This window comes from Streptomyces dangxiongensis (genome assembly GCF_003675325.1).
Classification (GTDB): Bacteria; Actinomycetota; Actinomycetes; order Streptomycetales; family Streptomycetaceae; genus Streptomyces; species Streptomyces dangxiongensis.
In genome coordinates this window covers 2,160,724-2,183,200 of sequence record NZ_CP033073.1, presented here as the reverse complement: position 1 = coordinate 2,183,200, position 22,477 = coordinate 2,160,724, and the positions used below count along the sequence as shown (strand labels likewise).

At 72.5% G+C, this 22,477-nt stretch carries 13 protein-coding genes and 3 pseudogenes; 6 read left to right on the top strand and 10 right to left on the bottom strand.

Translation table 11 applies throughout. From position 1 onward, the window contains the following. Nucleotides 1-196: 196 nt before the first annotated feature. The 4 genes and pseudogenes from D9753_RS37805 (at nt 197) to D9753_RS09570 (ending at nt 8,598) form a co-directional block, all read left to right on the top strand. Entirely contained in the window at nt 197-4,564 is a 4,368-nt protein-coding gene (locus D9753_RS37805; protein ID WP_240468100.1) for a trypsin-like peptidase domain-containing protein, read from the top strand. Between the two features lie 544 nt (nt 4,565-5,108). Continuing rightward, nucleotides 5,109-7,181, top strand: a pseudogene (locus tag D9753_RS09580) (HelD family protein). Nucleotides 7,182-7,296: 115 nt separating this feature from the next. Beyond that, nucleotides 7,297-7,518, top strand: a pseudogene (locus D9753_RS09575) (hypothetical protein); the annotation flags it as partial. 131 nt (nt 7,519-7,649) lie between these two features. Next, nucleotides 7,650-8,598: pseudogene (locus D9753_RS09570) on the top strand (bifunctional riboflavin kinase/FAD synthetase). An 86-nt stretch (nt 8,599-8,684) separates the two neighbouring features. On the opposite strand, the gene D9753_RS09565 reads toward D9753_RS09570, so the two are convergent. The 4 genes from D9753_RS09565 to eccE all read right to left on the bottom strand — a co-directional run bounded on the left by D9753_RS09565 (nt 8,685) and on the right by eccE (nt 14,885). Then, nucleotides 8,685-11,843 carry a nucleotide-binding protein gene (locus D9753_RS09565; protein WP_121790995.1) on the bottom strand — a complete coding sequence of 1,053 codons (3,159 nt, stop codon included), beginning with the start codon at nt 11,841-11,843 and terminating at the stop codon, nt 8,685-8,687. Next, on the bottom strand, nt 11,728-12,462 hold the full coding sequence (locus D9753_RS38660) for an SCO5717 family growth-regulating ATPase (RefSeq protein WP_276209427.1): 735 nt from the start codon (nt 12,460-12,462) through the stop codon (nt 11,728-11,730). Before D9753_RS38660 ends, D9753_RS09565 begins: the two co-directional genes overlap by 116 nt. 300 nt (nt 12,463-12,762) lie before the next feature. Next, on the bottom strand, nt 12,763-13,527 hold the full coding sequence (locus D9753_RS09555; RefSeq protein ID WP_121786615.1) for a hypothetical protein: 765 nt from the start codon (nt 13,525-13,527) through the stop codon (nt 12,763-12,765). Between the two features lie 20 nt (nt 13,528-13,547). Then, nucleotides 13,548-14,885: a type VII secretion protein EccE gene (gene eccE, locus D9753_RS09550; RefSeq protein ID WP_205614102.1), complete on the bottom strand. Its 1,338-nt coding sequence runs from the start codon at nt 14,883-14,885 to the stop codon at nt 13,548-13,550. Between the two features lie 197 nt (nt 14,886-15,082). On the opposite strand from eccE, the gene eccB reads away from it, so the two are divergent. Next, the gene (gene eccB / locus D9753_RS09545) at nt 15,083-16,612 is read left to right on the top strand and encodes a type VII secretion protein EccB (protein ID WP_121786613.1); all 1,530 of its coding nucleotides are present in this window, start codon (nt 15,083-15,085) and stop codon (nt 16,610-16,612) included. 11 nt (nt 16,613-16,623) lie between these two features. Then, entirely contained in the window at nt 16,624-17,865 is a 1,242-nt protein-coding gene (gene mycP / locus D9753_RS09540) for a type VII secretion-associated serine protease mycosin (RefSeq protein WP_121786612.1), read from the top strand. Between the two features lie 70 nt (nt 17,866-17,935). Here mycP and D9753_RS09535 read toward each other — a convergent pair whose 3' ends face one another. From D9753_RS09535 to D9753_RS09515, 6 genes are all read right to left on the bottom strand, one after another. Then, the gene (locus D9753_RS09535; protein ID WP_240468098.1) at nt 17,936-18,376 is read right to left on the bottom strand and encodes a hypothetical protein; all 441 of its coding nucleotides are present in this window, start codon (nt 18,374-18,376) and stop codon (nt 17,936-17,938) included. 169 nt (nt 18,377-18,545) lie between these two features. Then, the gene (locus D9753_RS37800) at nt 18,546-19,640 is read right to left on the bottom strand and encodes a DUF6571 family protein (RefSeq protein ID WP_240468097.1); all 1,095 of its coding nucleotides are present in this window, start codon (nt 19,638-19,640) and stop codon (nt 18,546-18,548) included. After that, on the bottom strand, nt 19,637-20,611 hold the full coding sequence (locus D9753_RS37795) for a hypothetical protein (protein ID WP_240468096.1): 975 nt from the start codon (nt 20,609-20,611) through the stop codon (nt 19,637-19,639). Before D9753_RS37795 ends, D9753_RS37800 begins: the two co-directional genes overlap by 4 nt. 10 nt (nt 20,612-20,621) lie before the next feature. Next, on the bottom strand, nt 20,622-21,032 hold the full coding sequence (locus D9753_RS09525) for a hypothetical protein (RefSeq protein ID WP_121786610.1): 411 nt from the start codon (nt 21,030-21,032) through the stop codon (nt 20,622-20,624). Between the two features lie 214 nt (nt 21,033-21,246). Next, complete coding sequence (locus D9753_RS09520) at nt 21,247-21,849, bottom strand: hypothetical protein (protein WP_240468095.1); 603 nt, start codon at nt 21,847-21,849, stop codon at nt 21,247-21,249. Between the two features lie 4 nt (nt 21,850-21,853). Further along, complete coding sequence (locus D9753_RS09515; RefSeq protein WP_240468094.1) at nt 21,854-22,477, bottom strand: hypothetical protein; 624 nt, start codon at nt 22,475-22,477, stop codon at nt 21,854-21,856.

Sequence of the window (22,477 nt, the reverse complement as noted above, 5' to 3'; positions counted from 1 at the left end):
CCGCTCCACGGTCCCCCCTCGGTTCCCCCACCCCTAGGCTTATCCAGCCGCCCCCGCCTATTCACCCGTCCGGGCGGGCGCTCGGAGTGAACCGGGGGAGCGGAAGGGGGCGCGTTCACCGAGGGATCTGTCCTGCCGATCATCACGCGCCTACCGTCGAGGCACAGGGCAGCGGGGACGGCGGGGAGGCAAGGCCATGACGGAACGGGGCCCGCGCACCGCGGGCGGGCGCCGGGACCACGGGGACGAGCCCGCACGCGGGGCGCAGGCGGCGCAGGCCGCAAGCTCGGACGAGCGCGGCGGAGAAGAGCGGGACGCGGCCGGTGGACGGGGAGCGGCCGGGTCCGGCCGGGGCCGCTGCGAGGCGGACGTGGACGGTACGGGGGGCGACGGCGCCGGTGCCATTGCCGGTGATGGTGCCGGCCGGGCCGATGCCGCTCTCGTCCGGGTCCACGACCCGGCCGGCCGCCCCCACGGTCTCGGCTTCCTCGTCGACCACGAGGGCACCCTGCTCACCAGCCACGAGTGCGTCGACGGCCTGTCCCGGCTGGTCCTGCACGCGGCCGACCGCACGTGCGTGGTCACTTCCGACGCCGTCACCCCGCTGCCCGCCCTCGACCTCGCCCTGGTGCACACCGAGGGCCTGGGCGTGGACCCGTTGCCGCTGACGGTGCGGGAGCGGATCGACGCCGGTACGTACGTACGGATCGTCGCCGGCTGCTGGCGTGAGGCCCGGGTGCTGGCGGCGACACCGGTGACGTACACCGCCACCGACGGCGTCCACCTCCTCGACGACGCCCTGGAGCTGGCCATCGGCACGGCCGGCCGGGACGCCCTTCGGCTCGGTGGCGGCGCGGCCGGCGGACCGGTGCTCGACGCCCGTACCGGCGCGGTCGTCGGGGTCCTCGGCACCGCCCTGCACACCGACCGGCGTGACGCGGGCTTCGCGGTCCCGCTGCGGCCCGCCGCCGACGCCGCCCTCGCCGGTCTGCTCGAGCGTAACGCGGCCACCGTGCCCGCGTACGGCGCCGACCTCAACCTCGCCGGCATCCTTCAGGTGACCGAGACGTCCGTGGGCCAGGACGGCCCTCCGGGCGCCCTCACCGGCCACATGGACGCCGTCGAACCCGTCGAACGAGCCGACGTCGTACGGGAGCTGGCCGCGTTCACCGGGGCCGACCGGCCGGTGCTGGGCCTGGTGGGCGCCCCGGGCAGCGGCCGTACAACAGAACTCGCAGCACTCGCCGCCCGCAGGGCCCGGGGTGATCTGGCCGCACCGACGGTGTGGTCACGCGGTGGCGACCTGGCGGAGGGCGACGGTTCGAGCGCGGGGGCCGCCCTCCGGACGGGGGGTGCTCCGGCTGCGCCGACGTTGCGGTCGCACGGTGGCGACCGGTCGGCGAGCGATGGTGCTGGGGTTGAGGTGGCTGGTGGGGCGGGGGGTGGTCTGTACGCGCCGATGCTCTGGTTGCGTGGTGGCGACCGGTCGGAGAGCGACGGTTCGGGGGCGGGGGCCGCCGAACGGATGGGGCGCCGCCTGCCTGCGCCGACGTTGCGGTCGCACGGTGCTGACCGTTCGGAGGGCGACGGTTCCGTGGCGGATCGAGCCGGCCGGGCCGGGGGTGGTCTGTCCGCGCCGACGGTGTGGTTGCGGGGCGCCGACCTGATCGAGGGCGACAGTTCCGTGGCGGACGCCGCCGCTCGAACCGTGGAGCGGGCCGCCCGGATCGTCGCCGCGTCCCTGGGCGTCCAGCCCGAGGACCTCGGCGACCTCACCCCCGAACGCCTGGCGCGCCTCGCCGCCCGGGCAGGCCGCCCGCTGCTCCTGCTCCTCGACGGCCCGGAGGAGATGCCGCCCGTCCTCGCCCACCGGCTGCCGGAGTGGACCCGGGGGACGACCGACTGGTTGCGCGCAACCGGGGCCCGGCTGGTGGTGGCCTGCCGCGAGGAGTACTGGGAACGCGCCGGAACGTACTTCCCGGCCGACCTGCTCCACACCCCGGCCACCCACGCGCCCCCACGGCCGGCCACGGACGCGCCGCCCCCTGCTCCGGCCGTCCGAGTGGTCTCGCCGTCCGCCGTCCCGATGGTGGACGCGCCGCTCCCTGCTCCGGTCAGCCAAGCGGTCGCGCCGCCCGCTGTCCCCACCGCAGACGCGCGACCCTCCGCTCCGGCCGCCCATGCGGTGCCGCCGGCTGCCTGCCCGGACCGGGCCCTGCTGGCGGCGCCGGTCCTCACCCCGTCCACACCCGCAGCGCCGCTGCCCGCTCCGGGCGACCATGCGGTCTCACCGCCCAACGCCCCCACCCCGGGTGCGCGGCCCTCCGCCTCGGCCCTTGTCCACACAGCTCCGGCTCCGGCTACGGCGCCTGCCTCGTCCGGCCCGATCACGCCGGAAGTGCTGCTCCTCGCCGAGGCCCCGTCGGAAGCACCGCCCCCGGCCTCGCCCACCCCGACCCCGCCGGATGCGTCGTCCCAGCCCTTCGCGTCGCCGGAGGCCTCGCCCCACACCCCGGCCCGGCCGGAGGCATCACCCCCCGCCTCAGCCACGTCCTCAACGTCGCCCCTCACCCCGGCCACGTCCCCGGCGCCGCCGAGCCCCCTGGCCGGACCCGTGCCCGGTACCGCCCCCCTACCGCTTCCGCCCTGTCTGCGGCTCGGAGACCTGGACGTCGGTGAGGCACGGCGGGCGCGGGTCCGGTACGGCGTCGCGGAGGGGGTGCTGGCCGAGCGGGACGCCGCGCATCCGCTCGCTCTGCGGCTGGTGTCCGAGGTGGGGGCCGCCGTCCCCGACGCCCAGGTCGCCGGACCCGTCGAGCGGCACGACGTCTTCACCGCCTACCTCGACGTGATCTGCCTGCGCGTCGCGGTGCGGCTCGCCGCCGCGGCCGGTCTGCGCGGTACGGCCGTACGGCGGCTCGCCGCCCGCGTGGCCGGCCAGGTGCACGAGGCCGCCCGGCGCAGTCTCGGGCCCGGGCAGGGCGAGCTGGACCGGGAGGCGTTCGAGACGGTGTTCCCCTGGGGGCCCGCCCCGGCCCGGCTGGGCGGCGGTACCGGCTGGGCCTCCGCCGTCCTCACCGAAGGCCTCCTCGTGCCGGCCGGCCGCGGCTACCGCTTCGCCCACGAGGAGCTGGCCGACTGGATCCAGGGGGTGCACCTGGACCTGGACGAGGCCCTGCGCGCCCTGGTGCACCGCCCCGGCGGCCGGCGTGAGCCGCACCCCGTCCCGGTGCCGCACCACCGCGCCGGCCCGGTCGTACAGGCTCTGCTGCACCTCGCCCGCCAGCACGGCCCCCAGGAACTGGCGTCGCGGCTCGGTGAGTTGATCGACGCCCTGGAGCGGGACCCCGGTTCCTGGTGGGCCGCCCGGCTGCTCGCCCGGACTCTGCTCGGGGTCCCGGACGCGACGCCGTACACCGAGACGCTGCGCCTGCTGGCCGACCGCGTCGTCGCCTGGCGCCGTGCCGAGCGGCCCGTGCCGGCCGAGTTCGGCCCCGCCTTCTGGACGGCCGTGCCCGTCTCCGGCACCGAGCGCCTGGACCTGCTGCGCCGGCTGGTGCTGGCGGACCCGGCGCCGCCCGCGGCCGGGGACCGGTACCTGGACGCCGTCGCCGGGCTGCTCGCCGCCGCCCCCACCGTCGTACAGCCCCTGCTGACCCACTGGTTCACCGACGAGCGCCCGCTGCCCGCGACCCCGCACGCCACCGTGGCCACCGCCGCGCAGGCACTGCTGCACACGCACCGGCACGGCGCCCTGGACGATCTCACCGAGGTGCTGGTGAACCGCGCGGACCCGCGTGCCGACGAGCTGCTCGCCGTACTCGCCGAGGACGAGCCGTCGGCGGTGTGCCGGGCCGTGGACCGCTGGGTGCACGACGAACGTCCCGCCCGCCGGGCGGCAGCGGTGACGAGCGGGCTGCGCGCGGCCCCGCACGTCGGCTCGGACGCCGACCGGGAGCTGCTGCGCTGGGCCGCCCTCGCCCTGCTCGCCCGCCCCGCCGACCGCGCCCTGCACGGCGGCGCCCTCGCCCTGCTGGTCCGCGACCCGCACACCCGCGACCGGCATCTGCCCGCCGCCCTGCGCCACTTCGCCGACGGCGACCCGCTGTTGCCGCCGAGCGCCCTTGTCCCGGCCCTGGCCACCCACCCGGAGCCGGTTCTGGATGCCTTCCGCACACGCCTGCACGCCCCGGACGCCGACGGCCCGCAGACCGCGGCGGTCCTGCGCGGCCTCGGCGAGGTGACCACGCCGGCCCTCGCCCGCCGCGTCGCCGTCCTCGTGGGGGAGGCGGTGCGGCTGTGCCCGGGAACCGCCGGACACGTCGCCGGGCACGTCGACCGCCGCCTCGAACAGGGTCCCACCGCCCGCTCGGTCCTGCTGCCTCTCGTCACCGGTCTGCTCGAGGGCGGTCCCGAGCAGGTCCGGGCGGCGCTCGCCACCGTCCTGGCCGCCGCCGGAACTCCCGCCTCCCGCCCGCTCCGCCGTGAGCTGCTGGAGTTCCTGCTCACCCGGGAACAGGACCGGGGTAGCGCCGAGGTAAGCCCAAGAGCCGCCAGTTCCTGATCTTTGCGGGTGTGGTGGTCGGTCAATCTGATTGGATCGGTGCCACCACCGGGGCCCCGGAAAGCCACGCCCGCCGCGCCTGTCGTCATTCGTTCCTTTGACGTTCTGGGTCGGCCGCGACCGACGGCGGCGTGGTGCCGCGGTCCTGAGACGGGGCCGTCGGCACGGGTCGGGCAGTGGTGGACCGGTCGAGGGCTCAACCCATTCTGTGCTCGTCTCCTCGGCCGGGTCGCCAGACGAAGCGACCAGATGCCCCCTGGCAGTGAACTCGATGGCGCCGGTCGCCTCGCCGGATCTTGCCCCTTTTTTTCCGAGCGCGGCAGAACATCGCCGGCATCCAAGGGCGGGCTCGCCCATACGGCATGCGGGTATCGGGAGCGCAATCAGCGATATACGGAACGGCGGAATGCGTGATACGCCATACGGTCAGCCGTCATGGATTCAGTCGTGAGGCCATGGCTTCACCAAGTAAGTCAAGACTTATCTTCAGGGAATTTTGACCGTATGGTGTGGCTCGAATCGAAGGAGCCCCCTGTTGTCGAAAATGAATGATCCCGCTGTGCGTGCGGTTGAATCGGAGCGGGATTATGTGTCCTCCTTGTATGAGTTGCTCACCGAGCGGCTTTCCGAGGCGCGAGTACGCCGAGCGAGTGTGCTGAAGGGCCCGGCGGAAAGCGCCGATGAGGCGTACGAGAGAGAAATCGCCGCCGAGCGTCTGGCCAAGGAAATCGGCCGGCTGGAGGGCGCCGAAAAGGGGCTGGTATTCGGGCGCATCGACTGGACGGATGGCACGGCCCTGCGCATCGGGCGGATCGGACTGCATACGGAGGAGGATGACCTGCCTCTGCTCGTGGACTGGCGCGCGAACGCGGCGCGGCCCTTCTACGAGGCGACACCGGTCCACCCGATGGACCTGCGGCGGCGCCGGCACCTGCGCCTCGAGGAACGCACGGTCATCTCGGTGAGCGACGAACTGCTGGACGGGACCGCCCCGACCGACGAGGACGTCGTGGGGGACGGCCCGTTGACCGAGGCTATGTCGGCACGGCGTACGGGCAGGATGCACGCGGCCGTCGCGACGCTGCAGGCCGAGCAGGACGAGATCGTCCGCTCCGCCCACCGCGGGGTGACCGTGGTGCAGGGCGGCCCCGGCACCGGCAAGACATAGGCCGCCCTGCACCGGGCGGCCTATGTCCTGTACGCGTTCCCGCGCGCCGCGGAGGAGGGTGTCCTGGTGGTGGGCCCGAACGCCCGGTTCCTCGACTACATCTCCCAGGTCCTTCCCTCGCTCGGAGAGAACGACGTCGTTCTGGCGACCTGCCGGGAACTGGCCGGAGTGTCCACGGACACGGTGGACCCGTTCGATACGGCGCGTCTCAAGGGCAGCTCCGACCTCGCCGACGCCTTGGCCGGCCTGCTGCGCGTCCACCAAGCTCCCGCCGGTGACTTCACCGTACGGGTCGGACAGGAACTGGTTCACCTGTCCGGCGAGGAAGTCGCCACGGCACGCGACGCCGCCGTGGCAGCCGCACCGGGGCACAACCTCGCGCGCCAGGTGTTCAGGGAGCTCTTGGTCGACGCCGTCACCGACGCGATGCAACGAGACATGGGCGACCTCCTGGAGCAGATCGACGCCGATGCCGCCAGGATGACGGGCATGGACCTCGACCGGTTCACGGGAGCCGCCCAGCACCGTGCCGAAGGTGCGGCCGACTCGGGTCCGGTCCACGAGCTGGACGTGGACGCCATCCGAGCCGATCTCCTCGACGACGCCGGCGTCGACCGGGCGGTCGAGGTGCTGTGGCCGCGGCTGGTACCCGGTGACCTCGTGAAGGCGCTCCTGACGAACGCCGGCGCTCTCGCCGAGCACCTGCCCCGCCTGAGCGCGCAGGAGCGGTCCCTTCTGCTGCGCGGTCCGGACGACCCGTGGACCGATGACGATGTGCCGTTGCTGGACGAGGCGGCGAGCCTGGTCGACGGCCCCCCCGAGCGGACGTACGGGCACGTCGTCGTCGACGAGGCGCAGGAACTGACCGCCATGCAGTGGCGGATGATCGTCCGCCGCTGCCCGGCAAGGGCGATGACGCTGGTGGGTGACTTCGCCCAGGCAGGCCCGGTCGCGACAGCACGCGACTGGAAGGAAGCACTGAGCCCCCACGTCGGACCGCGGTTCAAACTGCACAACCTGACCGTCAGCTACCGCACCACGCAGGAGATCCTGGAGAGCGTCCGGGACCTGCTCACGCGGATCGCTCCGGACCAGAAGCCCACACGGTCACTGCGAAGCGGTGAGAGCCCTCGCACCGTGACCACACCTCCGGAGGGGTTGGTCACCGCCGCCGTTCAGGAACTCCGCGCCCAGAGCACCGCGCACCCGGGCGAGCTTCTGGGAGTGATCTGCGCGGACACCAGGGTGAGCGAGCTGACGGCCCAGGGCATCGCTCACCACGCACGCATCGTGCCGGCGTCCGAAGCACGCGGCCTGGAATTCGACGGGGTCGTCGTCATGAACCCCGAGGAAATCATCACGGCCCGCCCCGGTGGGGAAAGGGACTTGTACGTAGCCCTGACCCGGGCCACCAAGCGCCTCTGCACAATCACCGTCCAGCCCGCCTGACGACTCGGCGCCCGCGTCGTCGCCGCGGGCGCACCCGGCGCGGCACGCGGCCGTGGCCCAGGACAGCGGAGGTCAGGGGGAGAGCGGCCAGGGGGAGGGCAGCCGCGAGGAGGGGGTCCGCGGCCTCGTCCATCGCACCGGGCTCCTCCTCGCCCGCACGCCCGAGGGAGCCGCCCGCTTCGACCGCGGTCTGGCCGACCTCGGACGGCACGTGCCCGGCTTCGCCGCGAGCCAGGCCCGCTGGCTGACCGACGCCCCCGACGACCGGGCCGCCGTGGTGGGCCCCGGCACCCTCCGCATGATCGAGAACCTGGCGGGCGTACGCGTACCGGCCTGAGCGGCGGCGGGGAACGTGCGCCCCGTCACAGCCCCTATGCCGATGCTGGCAGCGAGCACCCGGCATGGCACCCTTAGACCTGCACGACGAGGTCAGGACAGACACGGACACGGGTTCGAGGAGCGGTCACAGTGCAGCGCTGGCGTGGCTTGGAGGACATCCCCCAGGACTGGGGGCGCAGCGTCGTCACCATCGGTTCCTACGACGGCGTCCACCGCGGCCACCAGCTGATCATCAAGCACGCCGTCGACCGCGCCCGTGAACTGGGCGTCCCCGCCGTCGTGGTCACCTTCGACCCGCACCCCAGCGAGGTCGTCCGCCCCGGCAGCCACCCGCCGCTGCTCGCCCCGCACCACCGCCGCGCCGAACTGATGGCCGAGCTGGGCGTCGAGGCGGTCCTCATCCTCCCGTTCACCACCGAGTTCTCCAAGCTGTCGCCCGCCGACTTCGTGGTGAAGGTCCTGGTGGACAAGCTGCACGCCAAGGCGGTCGTGGAAGGCCCCAACTTCCGCTTCGGCCACAAGGCCGCAGGCAACGTCGAGTTCCTCACCGGGCAGGGCAAGGTCTACGACTTCGAGGTCGACGTCGTCGACCTGTACGTCACCGGTGAGGCGGGCGGCGGCGAGCCGTTCTCCTCGACCCTGACGCGCCGTCTGGTCGCGGAGGGCGATCTCGCGGGCGCCCGCGAGATCCTGGGCCGCCCGCACCGCGTCGAGGGCATCGTCGTCCGCGGCGCCCAGCGCGGCCGTGAACTGGGCTTCCCGACCGCCAACGTCGAGACCCTGCCGCACACCCGCCATCCCCGCCGACGGCGTGTACGCCGGCTACCTGCACGCCCAGGGCGAGGTCATGCCGGCCGCGATCTCCGTCGGCACGAACCCGCAGTTCGACGGCACCGAGCGCACGGTGGAGGCGTACGCCATCGACCGCGTCGGCCTCGACCTGTACGGCCTGCACGTCGCCGTCGACTTCCTGGCGTTCGTGCGCGGCCAGGCGAAGTTCGAGTCGCTCGAGGCTCTGCTGGAGCAGATGGCGGTGGACGTGGAGCGGTGCCGGCAGATCGTGGCGGCGCAGGAGTGACCGTCGTACGGCGGTAGCGCGTCAGCGCGGTACAACGCGGAGGGCGGCCGGTGCGGTGAGCACCGGCCGCCCTTCTCCGTGTGTCCCTAATGCTGGGGCGGGGCCGGGGGAGCCTGCGGCGGCTGCTGCCCCGGCTGCGGCTGCGGCTGGGGGTGGCCGGGCTGCGGATAGCCGGGCTGCGCCGGATACGGCTGCGGCGGGTACGGCTGCTGCGCCGGGGCGTACGGCTGTCCGGGGCCCTGCGGGTACGGCGGCTGCTGCCCCTGCGGGTAGGGCGGCTGTCCCTGCGGGTACGGCTGCCCCTGTCCCTGCGGGTACGGCTGGCCGGGGCCGTACGGCTGGCCCAGGCCCGGCATGGGCGGAGCGGCCACCGGCGGCGGGTTGCCGTCACTCGTCCACAGTCCGTGCGCCTGCTGGTGGCGGGTGAAGTCCTCGGCGACCAGCGCGGCGAGGTTGAAGTACGCCTCGCGTGTCCGTGGGCGCATCATGTCGAGGTCGACCTCGGCGCCCGCGGCCAGATGCTCGTCGAAGGGCACGACCACGACGGCACGCGTCCGCGTCTCGAAATGCGCCACGATGTCCTCGACCTTGATCATCTTGCCGGTCTCGCGGACCCCGGAGATCACGGTGAGGGCACGGGAGACCAGGTCGGCGTACCCGTGCGCGGACAGCCAGTCCAGCGTCGTACTGGCGCTGCTCGCCCCGTCCACGGACGGTGTCGAGATGATGATCAGCTGGTCGGCGAGGTCGAGCACCCCGCGCATGGCGCTGTACAGCAGGCCCGTGCCCGAGTCGGTCAGGATGACCGGGTACTGCCGCCCGAGTACGTCTATCGCGCGCCGGTAGTCCTCGTCGTTGAACGTGGTCGAGACGGCGGGGTCCACGTCGTTGGCGATGATCTCCAGACCGGAGGGCGCCTGCGAGGTGAACCGGCGGATGTCCATGTACGAGTTCAGGTACGGGATCGCCTGGACGAGGTCACGGATGGTCGCCCCCGTCTCGCGCCGCACCCGCCGCCCGAGCGTGCCGGCGTCCGGGTTCGCGTCGATGGCGAGTATCTTGTCCTGCCGTTCGGTGGCCAGGGTCGAGCCGAGCGCGGTCGTCGTGGTCGTCTTGCCGACGCCGCCCTTGAGACTGATGACCGCGATCCGGTAGCACGACATCACCGGCGTACGGATCAGCTCCAGCTTCCGCTGCCGCTCGGCCTCCTCCTTCTTCCCGCCCAGCTTGAACCGTGAGGTGGCCGCCGTGGGCCGGCCGCTCTTCGCCTTCTGCCGCTTGTTGTTGAGCAGCCGGTCCGCGGACAGCTCCACGGCAGCGGTGTAACCGAGCGGCGCCGCACCGGCGTTGGTCGGCTGCCGCTGGTCATGCTGAACGGCCTGCGGCCACGCGGCACCGGAACGAGGATCGACCGGGGCCTGGGGGGCCTGCGGCGCGTCGGACCCCGGGGCGAAGCCCGGGTTCTGCGGGGGCTGGGGGAATCCGTAACCACCGGCTTGGGGCTGGGGCTGGGGGGTGGGGGCTCCCTGGGGGAAGCCGTATCCGCTCGGCGGGGTGGGGGCGTTGGGGTTCGGCTGGGGCGCCGGGGGCTGGGGGAAGCCGTAACCGCCGGGCTGAGCCGGGGGGTTGGGGGCGCCGGGCTGGGGGAAGCCGTATCCGCTCGCCGGCGTGGGACCGTTGGGAGCCGCCTGCGGGGACGGCGCCGGTGCGGCGGGCGCGCCTGGCTGGTCGGCCTGGCCGGCCTGGTTCTGCTGGTTCCATGCGGCGGGCGAGGGTTGTGGGGCCTGCGGCTGGAACGGCGGCTGCTGACCGGGCACGCCGACAAAACCCTGCGCGGCCGGCGGCTGCGGCTGGGGCTGCCGGCCGGGCATCGGGCCGGGTTGCTGAGGAGGAGCCTGCTGCGGCACGGGCTGCGCCGGCCACTGGGCCGCGGCAGCGGGGGCGGCGGGCTGATACGAGGGCGGCAACGGGGGCAGCCCGCCCTGAGGCGCGGACGGCGCGCTCGGTGCGGACGGCGCATGCGGTGCGGGCTGTGAGGGCCAGCCGGGCTGCGCACCTTGAGGGGCCGGGGGAGCGGGGGGCGCCGCGGGATTCGGGGTGCCGGGGCCGGACTGCGGCACACCAGGCTGCGGGATGCCAGGCTGAGGGCCGCCCGCGCCGGGCTGGAACGCACCGGCCTGCGGGGTGCCGGTCTGCGGGGCACCGGTTCCGGCCGCGTTGGGCTGCGGGAAGCCGTATCCGCCGGGCTGCGGAACGCCTTGGCCGCCCGGTTGTGCGGCGCCGGGCTGTCGGGGGCCGGTCCCGGTCGGGTTGGGCTGGGGGAAGCCGTATCCGCCGGGCTGCTGGACGCCGTGGCCGCCGAACTGCTGGACACCGGGCTGCGCGGCGCCGGTCACTTGAGCGTTGGGCGGGGCGGCGTCGGTCTGCGGTGCGTCAGGCCGCGGCGAGTCGCCCTGAGGAGCCTCCGCGTGCGGGGCCTCCGAGTGCGGCACACCGGTCCACTGGGCGGCATCATCTGAGCCACCGTCACCGGAAACGGTGTCCCTCGGTGCGTGGGACTGCGCGGCGTCGGCGGAGTCCTCGGGCGCCCCGGACCGGGCGTCGGCGTCGGCGGTGTCCTCCTGCCCGCCGGGCTGTACGGCCTCGGCCGTGCCCTGCTCCGCGGCGGCGTTCTCCACCGCACCTTTGCCCGCGACGGCCGTCTCCGACGCACCCGGTGTCCTCGTGTCCTCGGCACCTTCCTGATCGTCTTCGCGCTCTGCCCCGTCCCCGGAGGGCGAGGGGCCCTCCGAGACGGGGACGGGGACGGCGGTGTCCGCCGCCGCGTCCTCCCGTGCGCCCGCGCCGTCACCGGACTCCTCGGCGTGCCGCTCGCCACCCTCGGCGAGACCACCCGGCGTTGCGGCGGCGTCCGGCGCGGCCCCGTCCGTACCGGCCTCGGTGTTCGCGGTACCGGCGCTCGCGGCCTGGGCGTCCCCGCCGCCGTCCCCGGAGGGAATCGCGCTCTCCGTGGATTCCCCGCCGTCGGATCCGCCCGGTTCCCCGGTGGCTGCCGTGCGGTCGGCGATCTCGGCCATCTGACGCTTCAGGGCGACGGCGGAGAACCGCATGGTCGCCCCGCTCTCCAGGTCACCGTTGTCCGTCTCCGGCTCGACCACGGGGGAGGCCCCCGGTGATTCCTGCGGGACGGCCGGCTGCGGCTGCCCGGCTGCCTGCGGCTCGAAGCCCTCGGGCAGCCGCGGCATGGGGAGGGGGCTGCCGACCGGCGGCGCGGGCGGCGGCGTGGGCTGCGAGGGCGACGCGAACGGCGGACCGTCCACCGGCGCGGGCGGAGCCGGCGGGGCGTACGGAGTCCCTTGCGCCGGGATCCCTTGCGCCGGGATCCCCTGCGCCGGTGTGCCCTGTGCCGGAACGCCCTGCGGCGGCGTGAAGGGAGCCCCCTGTGGTGGGGCGTACGGCGCCCCCTGCGACGGGATGCCCTGCGGCGGCGCGTACGGAGTCCCCTGCGGCGGCGTGAAGGGAGCCCCCTGCGGCGGCGCGTACGGCGCGCTCTGGGGCGGGGTGCCCGTCGGCTGGGTGGGCGGGGGAGGCGGTGTCGGGCCTGTGACCGGCGTACCCGTGGGGAACGGCAGTCCGGGGGCCGCCGAGGAGCCCGGGCCGCCCGCGGCCCGGGGGTCCTCGGACGGGGCGAAGCCGCTCGCGCCGCCCGAGCCCGCCCCCCGTACCGGACGCGTTCTGCGTGTACCAGGCGGGGGGAGCGTAGTCGATGGTGAACTCGCCGGTGGTCTCGACGGCCTCCGCGTCGGGCTGGTCATCGCCGGGTGTGTCCCAGCCCCCGCGCGTCCCGTCCCGATCGCTGCTCACAGTTCCTCCTGGTGTGGTCGAGCACCCTCATGCCGTGCCTGGGCGAGCATGTCGTGTCGTACCGAGTCGTCCGTTGTCGTTCGGGGCGGTCCGATACACCGGCCCTCCCCCCGGGACACCGACGCCCGGTCCACGGGTCCTGCCATCGCGCCCGCTCCCAGCCTAATCACCAGGAGCCGTCCCTCGGCAGGCCCGCCCGCCCCTCGGCACCCGCCCACCAGGTCACGCGTGCCCGCAGACGCCCCGCCCGTCCCCGGCGACCCCTGCGAGAGCCTGAACAAATGGGACAGAGAAGGGCGTTCAGTCCATCCGGCGGGGTGTGCCCAACAATCCGATCTCGGCGTCGGTGGGTTGCGTCAGCACGTACTGCCGGTCACGGTCGGTGCACCACAGGGTGACGCCGTCGGGCAGCGCGGGCAGCGACTCGACCTCGGTCCGTGACAGGCCCATCGTGCGCCCCAGTTCGGCCGCCTCGTCCGGCGAGACCCGCTGGATGCCGGCGAGCCGGGCCTGCCGGAGCAGCCGGGGCGCGACCGGGCTGAGGTACGGCAGCAGGGTCAGCACCGACTGCCAGGGCCCGGACACCACCCGGCCGCGCGGGGGCCGCATACCGCAGTCCCGCACCACCAGTACGGGTGTACCGGCGGAGGCGCCCTGCGGCGGCACCCGCCCGACGTCGTACACGGACAGGCCGTTCTGTCCGCCGCCCATGGCATGCACCATCTGCATCCAGGCCTGCGGCCGGCCGGTCTCCACGGCGACCCGGGCGCCGGTGGCGGCCGAGCGCAGCGCCAGCACCTGCGCGGTCCACAGGCCGCCGATCAGGACGACGTCGTACGGCGTGGGCCGGTTGATGCCGAGGACGGCCGGCTGGCCCTCGGCGTCGACACCGGCCACCACCCCGTCGTCCCCGATGGGCAGGGCGAGCATGTCAAGCTGCTCCGCGGACAGTCCGTGCCGCCCGTGCCGGGGGCCGATCAGACCGAGCCCGTGCCGCAGCCGCTCGACCGTCCGCCGCGGCCCGGACGGCTCCCGCGCCCCCCGCGCGGCCGTATCCGGCGTCATGCGGGCTGTCGGAATCGTCGTCACCGCACACCTCCGAGGGGCAGAGTGGCCAGCATGCCGGGCAGTTGCTCACGGTCGAGGCGGGCGAGGCCGGCCCCGGCCTGCCGGGCCGCGTCCTCCAGCGCGCGCCGCGCCGCGACGAGTTCGTCGTCGCTGCGCCCGGTCACCCGCAGATGCCCGCACAGCGACACCTCCTGCCGTTCCCCGCGCGCCAGGGTCAGGCTGAAGGTGGTCGCCAGGGCCGGTATCGCGGTGACCCGGGCGACGAACTGCGGGAGCGACTCGCCCCGGCCGCCGCCCAGTTGGGGCCAGCGCCGCACCCAGTACGTGGTGTGCCGCCGGTTGTCGCAGCGCCAGCTACGCCCGGACTCCTCCGTGCGCCGCTCCCGGTTCTCGCCGCGCCCCGCCTCGGCGGTCACCAGCGGGTTGGCACAGGCCGAGGTGGCGAGGGCGGCGACCAGCTCCTCCTCGTCCAGCACACGCGCCCGGAACCCGGCGCCGGTCAGCCGGCTCGCCAGATGGTCCGCGGTCCGTACGACACACTTCTGCGCCCCCGGCAGCCCGCCGCCGCGCGCGGCCACGGCCTCCGCGCACAGCTCGGGGTCGAGTTTCAGTGCGATCCAGGTGATGCGGACGGCCGGCGCACCGGTCTGCTCCTGCAGTGGCACGTAGTTGGCGACGGCCACGGACTGCTGGGGCAGGTGCAGCGCGGGCGCCGGCTGGGTGTGCTGCACGATCTGCGCCGACTCCAGGCGGATCCCGTCCACTTCCAGCGCGTCCCGCACCAGCCCCAGGGGCAGCGGCTGCCGGCTCCGCTCGGCCCGCAGCGCGGTCGCGTCGGCCTCCACCTGGAGCACGGCCGTGACGAACGTCCCGTCCCCGACGATGCCGGCCGGCCGCCGGTCACGCGCGCCGTGGGAGTACGTGCGCAGGGCCGGCTCGCACTCCACCGCCGGGACCAGTCCGGGCTCCGTACCCGGCGGTATCGGGGTGTTCGCGGCCCGCTTCTGCCGCGCCCGCAGCTCCCGCGCCGTGCCCAGCCACTCGGGCAGGGACCGGCCGCGCCGCCGTACGAACGCCAGCAGGAGCAGTGCCAGGGCGACCACCGCGGCCGGCACCAGGGCCGCCATCCCGACGGCCCAGCCGACGAGCAGCACGGCCGCCGCCAGCTCCACCAGCAGGAGCCGTTGCAAACGGAACGAGCCGGCCTGGCCCGGCCGCTGCCTGAGGCCGGGCGTGACCTGCTGCCGCTCCGCGCCGCGCCGGGCGGGTGTCTCGCTCACCGGCGTCCCGGACCCGGTCGCGCGGCCTCGTGCCGCCGACCGGCCGCGTGTTCGCGTCCGCGTTCCGGAAGCCATCACTCCATCCCCCCGATTTGCTCACAACTCGCTGGAACCAGGCCACTGAACAAGGCCCTTGAGGGCCCAGGTACCCTACCCGCTCCACGAGGCCCGCTCCGTACCAGGCATAGTAGGGGCCGGGTCCGACAACGGAGGGCGGGGGAACGTGGTCCCCGGGCACGCTCCGGGTGAGACACGGGGAGAAACGGGCACAGATGGCATCTCGGCGGGACCAACTCAACGCCTACACCTTCGCGAAGCGCCGCATGCTCGCGTCGTTCGTGCAGTCGTCACCGGATGCCTCGGACGAGGGCGCGCCCCGGCCGCTGCGCGCCGTCCTGCCCGGCGCGATCGTCGGCGTCGTCGTCCTCGCGGCCTTCGGTGCCTGGGGCATGTTCAAGCCGACTGCGCCGCAGGGCTGGAACGACCCGGGCCAGAAGGTGATCATCGCCAGCAAGTCCACCACCCGTTACGTCGTGCTGAAGACCAAGGGCAAGGCCCAGCTCCACCCCGTGCTCAACATGGCCTCCGCCAGGCTCGTCCTCGACACCCAGAACAACGTCGACGTCGTCACCGTCGACGAGTCGATCCTCGACAACGGCAAGGTCCCGCACGGCGTCACCATCGGCATCCCCTACGCCCCCGACCGGCTGCCCTCCAGCACCGAGGCCGGCGCGGCCAAGCAGTGGGCCGTCTGCGAACGCCCGAGCGGCAGCGGCAGCTCCCTGCAGCGGGCCGCGTTCGTCCTCGCCGCGCGCGACCAGGACAAGCTGGCCGATCCCCGGGAGAAGCTGCGCGGCGGTGAACTCCTCTACGTCGCCACCCCGGAGAAGAAGCGGTACGTGATCGACGCACACGGCCGGGCCTACCCGGTGGACGCCGGGAACAGGCTGCTCCTCCAGACCCTCGTCGGCGCCGACCGCACACCGCAGCAGGTGACCAAGGAGTGGATCGCGACGCTGCACGAGGGCGACCCGATCGGCTTCCCGTCGATCGAGGGCGTCCCTGGCTCCGCGGCCAAGGCCCCCGGCCAACTGGACGAGCAGGCCAACCGCGTCGGCATGGTGCTCCGGGCCCCGGTCAACGGCCAGGAGCAGTACTTCGTCGTCCTCCCCGGCCGGGTCGCCCCCGTCTCCGACTTCGTCGCCCAGCTCCTGCTGGCCAGCAAGGACCTCGTGCGGCTCGGCCAGGCCGGACACCATCAGGAGGTCAGCGCGGGCGCCATCGACCGGGGGGAACCGTTCGCCGCCCGCCACACCTGGCCCACCGAGAAGCCCAGCGCGGTCAACGACCCCTCCACCGCCGACGGCAGCCGCAACACCGTCTGCAACGTCCTCGGCCACGTCGACCCCCACAACGGCGCCACGACCCTCAGCACCTGGGCCGGAACCGACTTCCCGGCCGTCCTGCCCACCGGCTCCTCCAGCGCCTACGTCACCGCCGGCTCCGGCCAGCTCTACCGCCAGTTCCAGGGCACGAAGACCACCGCCGGCGGCGTGTTCCTGGTCACCGACACCGGTCTGCGCTACGCCCTCCAGTCCAACGACGACAGCGCCGGCGCCGACAAGGGCATCGGCATGTCGGCCAAACAGCGCAAGCAGCTCCAGGGGGAGGCGAAGCTGGCGCAGACCCGCCTCGGCTACGCCGACGTGAGCCCCGCCCCCATCCCCGCGGCCTGGTCGGAGTTCCTGCCGACCGGCCCCCGCCTGTCGACCGCGGCGGCCCGCCAGCCGCAGGGCTCCTGAGGGGTACGACGATGACGCGGACGCTCCCGGCCCGTACCACCCTCGCGACGACCGCGGCGCTGGCCGTCACCCTGCTGACGGCACCGGCCGCGACGGCGGACCCCGGCTTCGGCCAGTGCACGTTCTCCAGAACCAACCACAAGTACACGGGCACGCCCTGGGCGCTCCAGCGCGTCAACCTCGACGAGCTGTGGAGCCGGTCCAAGGGCGGCAACACCAGGGTCGCCGTCATCGACACGGGCGTCGACACGGCCAACCCGCAGCTCACCCACGCCGTCGACGCCTCCCTGGGCGCCAACTTCCTGCCGCCGAAGGACAAGAAGGGCCAGCCCATCGACCGCGGCAACGCCAAGGGCACGACCGACACGGTCGGCCACGGCACGCGCGTCGCGGGCATCATCGCGGCCCGCCCCATGAAGGGCACGGGCTTCGTCGGCCTCGCCCCCGAGGCCACGATCATCCCGGTCAAGCAGAACGACGCGGAGGGCCACGGCACGGCCGGCACTCTCACCTCGGCCATCCGGCACGCGATCAAGGAGAAGGCCGACGTCATCAACATCTCCCAGGACACGGCAGACGCCGCCGTCCCCGACGAGGACCTGCACCGGGCCGTGAACGAGGCACTGGCGGCCAGGATCGTCGTGGTCGCCTCCGCCGGCAACGACGGCCTCGGCGGCAACTCGAAGAAGACGTACCCCGCGTCCTACGACGGCGTCCTCGCCGTCGCCGCCTCCGACCGCAACAACGAACGCGCGGCCTTCTCCCAGTCCGGAGACTTCGTCGGAGTCGCCGCCCCGGGTGTCGACATGATCTCCACGGTCCCCAAGGGCGGCCACTGCACCGACAACGGCACCAGCTTCTCCGCCCCGTACGTGGCCGGCGTCGCCGCGCTGATCAAGGCCAAGCACCCCAAGTGGACGGCCCGGGAGGTCGTGGCCCAGATCGAGCAGACGGCGGAACGCTCCATCTCCGGCCATGACCGGCTGGTCGGCTGGGGCGTGGTGGACCCCGTCCGCGCGCTGACCGAGGACGATCACCCGATCGAGACCCCTCACCCCGACCCGGGCCTCACCCATGCGGAGGCCCCGACCCCCGCCGGACTCACCCTCGGCGAAACCCCCCGGGAACGCACCGCCCGCATCGCCACGTACGTCGCCGTCGGCGTGGCGGTCCTGGTGGCGGCCCTGGGCGGCGGAGCGGTGGCCTTGCGCGACGCACGCAGGAGACGCCGGGGGCTCCGGGGCCGGGGATGACGTCCGTGCCGGTCTACTCCGCGGAGCCCGGCACGGACGGAAGGACGTACGCGTCGAGGTCAGCCGGTACTCAGGACGCCGCCTTGCAAGGACGCTGCTCCTTCAGGGAAGCCGTGTAACGACGAATGAACTTCTTCATGGCCGCCTCGTCCCGGCGCGCGGGCTTCAGCACCTTGACGAGCGTGCTGATGTCCTCCTCCCTGACAGCGGCGCCACGGCACCTGACCAACGACACGGCGGACTGATCCGTGTAGGCGACGGAGCCGCCGTCCGCGGCCTTCTGCTCCCGAACGGAAAGCCGACTGCTCAGGATGTCGTGTGCCGAGCTGCCGGCGTCGATGCGCTCGCCACTGATCACCAGCACCGTGTCCGCGTCCACTTCGACCTCGCACACCGTGGAGCCGTCGTCCAGGCTTCCCGTCCGTCGCACCGTGACACGCTCACCTGAGTCCGGCAGGAGATCAGAAAGGGCATCGGACGGGACGGACACTCCGCAGAGCGCCTTCGGCACGGAAGACTCCTGTTTCGGCTCCCCGGCAGAGCACCCCGCCGTCGCCGCAGCCGCGAGAAGCGTCATGACACGGAGAACGTACGATGCGGGTCTCAATGCTTGTCACTCTCCGATTTCCACTGGGCACCGTCCGAGTGGCTGTGTCCGGCGGATGTCCGCGCGGCTCTTCTCAGGTCGTCGGCGGTGTCCGGATCGATGCGGTTGTTGTTGACCAGCGCGCGATCGACGGCGGCTCTCGAGGAATCCAGTGCGGCTGACGACCGTTGGTGTACTCCTGGCCGGCCGCCGTCTCGGCTTCGTCCGAGGTGTCCTGCTCGATGCTCTTCATGATGGACTCCTGAATGTCCTCTGATGCCCATTCAAGAGGAGCACCGGAGATCGGAACCCGCTCACCGACTTTTTCGAGGCCCATGCCCAGAATGCGGTTCACCCACTTCTGCTTCTCCGCCGCGGCTTCGTTGAACTCCGTGTCGGAAGCGGCGTGGTACTCGTAGATCGCATGGGCCCGTGCATCACTCATGATCCCGGCGATCGCCGATCCAGGGGCCACCGCGTCGCCCACTCGCCCGTCCAACGACGCTGTGGAATGGCTTGAGCCGTTGATGACGTGATCCACCACGTCGGTCGTGTAGGCCTGCTGAGCGGTCGTGATGGCCGCATAGGCATCGGGATCCTGGCCGACGCCGCCCAGGAACCGAGCGACGCTGTTCGGGTCGAGGTCGGGCGGGGCACCGAACGTCGGGAACAGCTCGCTGCTCGGATCCTCGTCGTACATGGCCCGCTGGAAGTCGCCCATGTACTCGGCGGTGATGTCACCGAGGCTTCCCCGGAGGGCGTACAAGGGGCCCGTCTCTTCGTCCTCGAGATCCCCGTTCTCGTTGTGCCTGATCAGCTCGGGATGCTCGCCGAACCAGTTCACGATGTCGCTGACCAGATGCGCCTGCGCCGCGTTGTGCTTGATGGCGTCGGCGGCGTCGTCACCGTCGTACGGCCGGCCCGTGGTCGCCGACTCCAGGGCGTGGCCGAGTGCCTCCGGGCCGAACAGCGCCGCTTTGGCCTTGCCCTCGTCCGCGAGGACGTTCGCGGCGTTGGTGTCGACCGTCCACTCGAAGTCCTTGCCGGTGAACAGGTCCAGGTAGGAGCTGAAGCCCGGATCACCGCCCTCCCTCACGGTGCCGTCCGCGTTGTACGCCGTCGGCGTTGTGGTGAAGAACTTCTCCGATGCCTCGGGGCTGTGACCGAGCCCTTCCAGGACGCTGTTCAACGGGTCGTTACGTGCCGAGCTTGCCCGAGGGATGGAAGCCGTACGCGTCCGGGCTCCGCGATGGGGGTGAGGAACCGTGGGTCATAGTTGCCGTAACGCAGTAGGCCCCCCAGCACCTGGTAGCCGTACGGCTTGTTCCACTGCCCTTGCTCCCAGCCGATCTGCTGGGTGCCGAGGCGCCGGAATTCAGCGCCCCAGTTGTCCGGGAGATGGTGCCTGTGGTCCGGGTCCGTCGCGTTGGCGAGGGTGTAGCCCATGACCTTCTGTAGATCCTGCACCGCGTCGAGGCGGGTTCCGGTCGCGTCGGCAGACGAGTTGAAACGCAGCACCTGGTCGAGCTCGCGCAGCTCCGCGTCGGACATCTTGTCGCCCTTGTGTGCCAGTTCCAGGGCGCGCTCGACCTCTGCGTCGTTCAGGGACTCGTACTTGCTGTGGCCCGCGTTGTAAGGGTCGTTGCCATGGCTCCTGGCCAGCGCACGGGCGACCGAGGCATCGATCTCGGCGGCGTGGGCGAGGATGCCGCTGATACGGCCCTCCAACGCCTGCTCCTGGGCGAGCTGTTCCTGAGTGCGTTCGTCACTGTCACCGCGGACATGAGGGAAGAAACAGCGGACCCTGCCGTCACCCAAGTCTTCGACGCGCACACCCGGTTTCGCAGCGTCCCCCTGCATGGCCGTCACCAACACTCGTTGTAACGCGGCAAGTTCGGTGTGTCCGTCTTCGAGGACCTGGTAGATGCTGTCGGCCTCGGTGTGGAGGTCCGAGATCTCCTTGGCCGTCTTCGCGACGAAGTCGCGTGTCACCGTCGCGTTCACCCCAGCCCACCGTGCCGAGTCGGACTTGGCCTGCATCCCTGTCCGGGCGTTCTCGGCCGACTTCTTCAGGCCGTCCACGGCCCTTTTCCAGTCCGACACCGCAGTGGCGAGTTTGCTGAGGTCGACCTCGATGAGGTCGGCGGTGGTGAGAGCCACCAGAGGCCACCTACTTGAAGTACTCGTTGAGCTGGGACACGGACACCGCCGAGCCGTCACGGCCACGGAGCGTGGCACCGATTTCGGCGCCATCCTCCGCATGCAGCTTCTGAGTGAAGTCCAGATGGTCGGAGATATGTGCGCGTGCCTGCAGTACAGCCTTGACCTGCGTGGTCCATACCTCCACGGTGGTTTCCAGGGCGCTGCCCATCTGGAAACCGTGCGACTTCAGCGCGGCCGCGGCCTGCATGGTCGAGCCGACCGAGCCGTTGCCCGACCCGGCGGCGGCGATGTCGGCCTGGCCCTTCAAGTCCTCGAACAGGAGGTCGGCCTCGTGCCCGACCCGGCCCAGGTCGTCCTGGTGCACGACCAGATCCCCGGAGCCGCCCCCGCCGTCCGTCGCCGCCTGGTTGAGCCGCATATGGGTCGGTCTCCCGGCGGCGGCCTACGCCTTGACCTGCTCCCACTCGTCCCACGCCCCAAGGGCCCCTTCCCGCGGATACACCAGTGTGGGGCCAAGCTAGCAACCCGGCCGGACGAAAGTCCCGGGCATGCGCGTCATGTGGGCCTTGTCAGGCGTGAAAGGCAGGGCGAGACAGGCTGTGACGGCCGGGACCCCCCACGAGCACCGCAGCTCACCCTCCTGCCGCCGGTGTCGTGGACGAGCCGTGGCAAACGCTGGATCGCTGCACCGCATCCGTGTACTCGGTGATCAGCTCCTTCATGGCCGCGGCGTCCTCGTGTTCCGAACCCGTGGCCCGCACAGCCGTATAAAGAATCCGGTCGTGATGGTCGCGGCAATGTTCCGTCTTGCCGAACGCCTCGTTCCCTGAGTACGCGAACCGTCCGTCGTCCGTCCGGTGCCCCACCTCGTCAAGTGTCACGCCTTCGGCGAACTCGAGCACCGACATGTCGTTCCACCACTCCTGCGCGGTGCGGACGATCGGCGTCCCGTCGACGGAGACAGTGCACCGGGTGGCAGCGGGCGGAGCGGCTGTGGCTTTCGCCGTGACCTTGTTCCCTGGAGGGAGGAATCCGGCGAGCGCGTCAGCATCGACAGCGACGCCGCACACGGACCGAGGCGTGGCGTACTCGCGTCCCTGCTCGCTTCCAGAACAACTTGTAAGGGTGAACAGGAGAACGGCGACCGAGATGGCTGCCCCTGCACGGCGGCCCTGGTAAGGACCGGAAGTCACATTCATGGCATCCTCGTCATCGCCGGATGTCAGGAGGTGCACCGGTTCAGTGCGTGAGCTTGGACGGCGCGTCGCACTTCGCCTTCTGGTGTGCGACCAGCGCGGCGTTCCGGGCGAGGGAGATCAGCCCCTTCCGCAGTTGATCACCGTCGGCGCTGCCGGGCCGTTTGAGATGTACGACCACGCTCATGTGGTCGCCGACACCGCGGGCGACACAGGGGAAGTAAATGGCGGCCACCTTGTCCGATGCGACCGCCTTGTCGCCGGCACCGAACGGCGTCATCGACCCGGCCGGCGTATTCTCCGCGACCACGTCCTTCACCCACTCGTCGGCCTTGTCGTACTGCATCATCTCGGCCGTGACAGCGACGAGCTGCTTCCCGTCGCCGTTGACGAAACATGACGCGTAGTAGCTCGAGTCCACGTCGTCAAGACGCGGGTCGGTCACGGCGCCGTCGAACGCGTAGGAGGACTTGTCGGGCAGAACGCGCTTCAGCGCGGCGGCGGTGCTGGACGAGCGGCCCAGCGTTCCGCACATCTCGGATGCCTTGATCTCGCCCCGCTTGTCCTTGAAGGGCGGAAGCCCCAGCGCGTAGAGGACACCCAGGACGAGGCAGAGCAGCAGCGCCGCTCCCCCCGCGAGCAGGGACTTGGTACGAGTGGATGCCAA

Bases quoted from the DNA above. Each gene is read 5' to 3' on its own strand.
- D9753_RS37805 (WP_240468100.1), top strand. From the start codon at position 197: ATGACGGAACGGGGCCCGCGCACCGCGGGCGGGCGCCGGGACCACGGG.
- D9753_RS09565 (WP_121790995.1), bottom strand. From the start codon at position 11,843: ATGCCGCGGCTGCCCGAGGGCTTCGAGCCGCAGGCAGCCGGGCAGCCG.
- D9753_RS09555 (WP_121786615.1), bottom strand. From the start codon at position 13,527: ATGACGCCGGATACGGCCGCGCGGGGGGCGCGGGAGCCGTCCGGGCCG.
- eccE (WP_205614102.1), bottom strand. From the start codon at position 14,885: ATGGCTTCCGGAACGCGGACGCGAACACGCGGCCGGTCGGCGGCACGA.
- eccB (WP_121786613.1), top strand. From the start codon at position 15,083: ATGGCATCTCGGCGGGACCAACTCAACGCCTACACCTTCGCGAAGCGC.
- mycP (WP_121786612.1), top strand. From the start codon at position 16,624: ATGACGCGGACGCTCCCGGCCCGTACCACCCTCGCGACGACCGCGGCG.
- D9753_RS09525 (WP_121786610.1), bottom strand. From the start codon at position 21,032: ATGCGGCTCAACCAGGCGGCGACGGACGGCGGGGGCGGCTCCGGGGAT.